Origin of the sequence: Flavobacterium sp. YO64 (genome assembly GCF_004119505.1) — a bacterium.
Classification (GTDB): domain Bacteria; phylum Bacteroidota; class Bacteroidia; order Flavobacteriales; family Flavobacteriaceae; genus Flavobacterium; species Flavobacterium oncorhynchi.
In genome coordinates this window covers 1-272 of record NZ_NRQV01000076.1, presented here as the reverse complement: position 1 = coordinate 272, position 272 = coordinate 1, and the positions used below count along the sequence as shown (strand labels likewise).

The following is a 272-nucleotide window of genomic DNA, read 5'->3' as shown; positions in this document are numbered from 1 at the left end:
GCTCAAGACGACAATTACAGCGCAGTGCCAAGCAGTACAGCAGCCGTAACAGTTGGAACAGTAACAAGCAATGATACCTTAAACGGAGCAGCTGTTACAGCATCAAATACCGATGTAACGCCAATTAGAACAGGTCCATTAAGTATTGATTCAGAAGGAGTCTTGACTCTTGATGCAAATACAGTATCAGGAAGCTACAGCATCACGTACCAATTATGTGAAGTAGGAGCCAATCCATCAAACTGTGATACAGCTACAGCTACTGTAGTTGT

Annotated in this window: 1 pseudogene; it reads left to right on the top strand. The window is 43.0% G+C overall.

From position 1 onward, the window contains the following. Positions 1-272: pseudogene (locus tag BOW57_RS20730) on the top strand (hypothetical protein); the annotation flags it as partial.